The following is a 2,877-nucleotide window of genomic DNA, read 5'->3' on the forward strand; positions in this document are numbered from 1 at the left end:
GCGGGACGACGGGGGCCGCCGGGGCGTCCGCGGGGCGGTCGGCGGCGAGGTCGGGGGCGGTGCCGGCGGGCGCCACCGGGTCCGTCGCGAGGATCCGGGCCAGCAGGTCCTCGTCCCCCGGGTGCGCGGCCGGCCCGGGGGCGCCGACGCCGTGCGCGGCGAGCAGCGCGCGCAGGGCGTCCGCCTCGGCGGAGGCGCCGCGGAGCGCCGCGTCGCGGTCGTCGTCGGTCATCGGTCCCTCCCCCCGGGTCCTGAGGTGTGCGTGCCGTCGTGCGTCGTGCCGTCGTGCGTCGTGCCGTCCTGCGTCGAGCCGTCCAGCGCCGCGGCCAGCCGGGCACGGGCCCGGGACAGCCGCGAGGTGAGCGCGGTGAGCGAGCAGCCCAGCACCTCGGCGGCCTCGCTCGGCGTGAGCCCCGCCCACACGGTCAGGGACATCGCCTCGCCCTCGGCCGGCGGCAGCTGCGCGAGCAGCCGCCGGGCCAGGTCGTCGCCGGCCAGCCGGTCGGACGGGTCCGCGACCGGAGCCCGGGTGGGCTCGGCCGCCGCGACGCCCACGACGGTGCGCAGCTGGCGGCTGCGCTGCTCGTGCACGTGCTTGATCTTGTTGCGGGCGACGCCGAACACCCAGGGCCGGAGCTGGTCGCCCGCGGGTGCGTGGGACCAGCGGCGCCAGAGCACCAGGAAGGTCTCCGCGACCACGTCCTCGGCCAGGTCGTCCGGGACCTGGCGCCGGGCGTAGCCGCGGACCTGGGGCGCGAGCAGGCGGTACGCAGCGGCGAACGCCTCGGCGTCGCCGTCCTCCGCGAGGGCGCGGTCCTGCCCCTCGTCGCCCCCTGCCCCCACGCCGTCCTCAGGTCGCTCGTCAGCATGTCGTCGCAGTCATCGTACGGACCGAGGCGCTGCCCACGGACACGACGGGTACCTGGGCGCCCACGTTCCAGCAGGTGCTCGAGCCGGTGCCGCCGGCCCCGGAGTACGTGCGGACGTCCACCGACATCCGGTTCCACACCGACCCGGCGTTCGTGACGCCCGTGTTCTGCAGGCCGGTCGAGGCGGTCGACCAGAACGTGCCCGTGTACCCGGGCCCGCTCCACAGGCAGAACCGCCCCGCCGCGCACTGGCTGGCGCTGAAGGCGATCGCCTCCACCGGACCCGCCGGGTCGTCGTCCGCGGCGCCGGCGGCCGGCGCGAGCGCGGACAGCGCCAGGAACGCGGCGCCGACGAGGGCGGCGCGCGCACGGCGGGCGGCAGCGGGCTTCACATGGAGTGTCATCCCGCCATCGTCCGAGCGGGTCACGTTTCGTTGGTGTGAGATCTGTCACACCGCGCCGCGTGGCAGAGTCGTGCCCCGTGACCGACCGCTACGCCCCCGACGACCACCTGGGCCACCGCTCGCTGCTCGTCGCCGCCGCCTACGTGCTGCTGCTCCGCGGGGACGAGGTGCTGCTCCAGCTGCGCCGCGGGACCGGGTACATGGACGGCCGGTGGGCGACGCTCGCCGGGCACGTCGACCCCGGCGAGTCGGTGCACGAGGCCGCCGTGCGGGAGGCCGCCGAGGAGGCCGGCGTCCGGCTCGACCCGGCCGACCTCGAGCCGGTGACGACGTTGCACCGGTTCGAGCGCGGCGGCCCGCAGGTGGAGCAGCGGTGCGACTGGTTCTTCGTGGTGCGCCGGTGGTCGGGCGACCCCGCGGTCGCCGAGCCCGACAAGGCGGCCGAGATGCGCTGGTTCCCGCTCGGCGCGCTGCCGGACCTCGTGGTCCCGCACGAGCGCCTGGTCCTGGACGGGGTCCGCGACGGCTCGCTGCCGGCGGTCGTCTCGCTCCCCTCCTGAGCCGCTCCGCCGCCGGCCCGGCCCGGCCGGCCCGGGCGAGCCGTCCGCCTACGCTCTCCGGCCCGCCCCGCCCCGGTCGTCGTGGGCGGCGCCGGACACCGTGGGCGACGCGCCGCCCGGCGCGCCCGGCAGCCGCAGCTCGGCCCGCAGACCCGCGACGCCGTCCGCGCGGTCGCCCAGGACCACGTCGCCCCCGTGCTCCCGCGCCACCTCGCGCGCGATGGCGAGACCGAGCCCGCTCCCCCCGCCCGGTCGCGCCCGCGCCGCGTCCAGCCGCACGAACCGCGCGAACGCCCGTTCCCGGTCGGCCGCCGGGACGCCCGGCCCGTCGTCGACCACGGCGACCAGGCCGTCGGCGGCCTCCACCCGCACGGACGTCGCCGCGTGCCCGATCGCGTTCTCCACCAGGTTGCGCACCACCCGCCCGAGCGCGGCCTCGTCCCCGCGTGCCCGCCCCGCGCCGACCACCTCGACCGCCACGCCCCCGGACGCGGCCGGTCCTGCGCCCCCGCCCGCGCCCGGTGCCACGCCCACGCGTCCGCCCGCCCCGGCCACCGCGAGCGCCACCGCCTCCCGCGCCACGTCCCCCAGGTCGACCGCGGCGTCGGGCACCGGCCGGGACCCGAGGCGCGCCAGCAGCAGCAGGTCGTCCACCAGCGCCTGCATCCGCCGCACCTGCTCGCCCAGCCCGTCGACGAGCTCCCCCGGCTCGTAGGCCGCCGGGTGCGTCGCCGCCACCTCCAGCTGGGCCCGCAGCGCGGCGAGCGGCGTCCGGAGCTCGTGCGCGGCGTCGGCGACGAACGCCCGCTGCCGGCCGGCCGCCTCCTCGAGCCGGTCGAGCATCTCGTTCAGCGTCCGGGCCAGGGCGCCCACCTCGTCGTCGGTGCCGGGGTCCGGCAGCGACCCGGGGCCGCCGGCGCGCGCGACCTGCGCCGCAGCGGCCCGGAGCCGCTCGACCGGCCGCAGCGCCCGCCCGAGCGCCACCCAGATGGCGGCCGCGAACAGCGCCGTCAGCGCCGGCACCACGCCCGCGAGCGCCAGGCG

At 79.1% G+C, this 2,877-nt stretch carries 5 protein-coding genes; 1 reads left to right on the top strand and 4 read right to left on the bottom strand.

Going from position 1 to position 2,877, the window contains the following annotated elements; genetic code table 11:
• The 3 genes from FA014_RS18955 to FA014_RS18965 all read right to left on the bottom strand — a co-directional run.
• Nucleotides 1–232, bottom strand: a 232-nt coding sequence (locus FA014_RS18955; RefSeq protein WP_230323427.1) for a hypothetical protein, incomplete at its 3' end; no start/stop codon positions are given.
• Nucleotides 229–843, bottom strand: a complete 615-nt coding sequence (locus FA014_RS18960; RefSeq protein WP_195969385.1) for an RNA polymerase sigma factor — start codon at nucleotides 841–843, stop codon at nucleotides 229–231. The genes FA014_RS18960 and FA014_RS18955, both read right to left, overlap by 4 nt.
• 19 nt (nucleotides 844–862) lie before the next feature.
• A complete protein-coding gene (locus tag FA014_RS18965; protein WP_154731166.1) occupies nucleotides 863–1,273 on the bottom strand; it encodes a peptidase inhibitor family I36 protein in 411 nt (136 codons plus the stop codon).
• Between the two features lie 77 nt (nucleotides 1,274–1,350).
• On the opposite strand from FA014_RS18965, the gene FA014_RS18970 reads away from it, so the two are divergent.
• Nucleotides 1,351–1,833 (top strand): NUDIX domain-containing protein, encoded by a 483-nt coding sequence (locus FA014_RS18970; protein WP_154731167.1) that lies wholly within the window; start codon nucleotides 1,351–1,353, stop codon nucleotides 1,831–1,833.
• 48 nt (nucleotides 1,834–1,881) lie between these two features.
• Here the strand turns inward: FA014_RS18970 and FA014_RS18975 are convergent.
• The coding region (locus FA014_RS18975; protein WP_154731168.1) for a sensor histidine kinase at nucleotides 1,882–2,877 on the bottom strand (996 nt) is incomplete at its 5' end.

The organism is Cellulomonas hominis (assembly GCF_005239125.1).
GTDB lineage: Bacteria > Actinomycetota > Actinomycetes > Actinomycetales > Cellulomonadaceae > Cellulomonas > Cellulomonas hominis_A.